The organism is Massilia brevitalea, from assembly GCF_030711405.1.
In the GTDB taxonomy this organism is placed as follows: Bacteria; Pseudomonadota; Gammaproteobacteria; order Burkholderiales; family Burkholderiaceae_D; genus Telluria; species Telluria brevitalea.
The window spans coordinates 1-439 of the sequence record NZ_JAULSI010000134.1 but is presented as its reverse complement, the minus strand read 5'-3'; the positions used below and the strand labels follow the sequence as shown (position 1 = coordinate 439).

Here is a 439-nt window from a genome sequence, read left to right as displayed (position 1 = left end):
CCTGACTCACACTAACCGGCCTCCACGAAAGCCGGGGCGGTTCAAAGTGACTGCGGAGTTGAAGGCCATCAGTGAGGCAGCAAGCAGCAGGAGCTGTTGCTCTAATGACTGTAAATGACTGAGTGTGCCGCTGTTAAACCGACAGCCATCTCAATTTATCAGGACGCAACTACCTGTTATTTGATGAGGAATTTTTCTTTGTCTCGACCGTTGAGCCAACGTGGTGCCCGGCCGCGGCCCGTCCAAGTTGCTCCGGAGTCCGGGTCGCGATACTTAGCCTGAACCATGCCTTTTTTCTCTGACTGCTTTGCCTTCTTGTTTGGCTCGGCAAAGTCGGATGGCGACAGCTTGTGCGCATCCATGAGCTCACGAACTTTTCGACGGGCATCATTAAGTGTTTAGACTCGTGGGATCATGTACCCATTCGTAGCTGGCCGCT

General features: G+C 53.3%; 1 protein-coding gene. It reads right to left on the bottom strand.

What is annotated here, in order from left to right; genetic code table 11:
• Positions 1–176: 176 nt before the first annotated feature.
• A complete protein-coding gene (locus QWL29_RS26605) occupies positions 177–362 on the bottom strand; it encodes an H-NS histone family protein (RefSeq protein WP_441295522.1) in 186 nt (61 codons plus the stop codon).
• Between the last annotated feature and the right edge of the window lie 77 nt (positions 363–439).

Bases quoted from the DNA above. Each gene is read 5' to 3' on its own strand.
- QWL29_RS26605 (WP_441295522.1), bottom strand. From the start codon at position 362: ATGGATGCGCACAAGCTGTCGCCATCCGACTTTGCCGAGCCAAACAAG.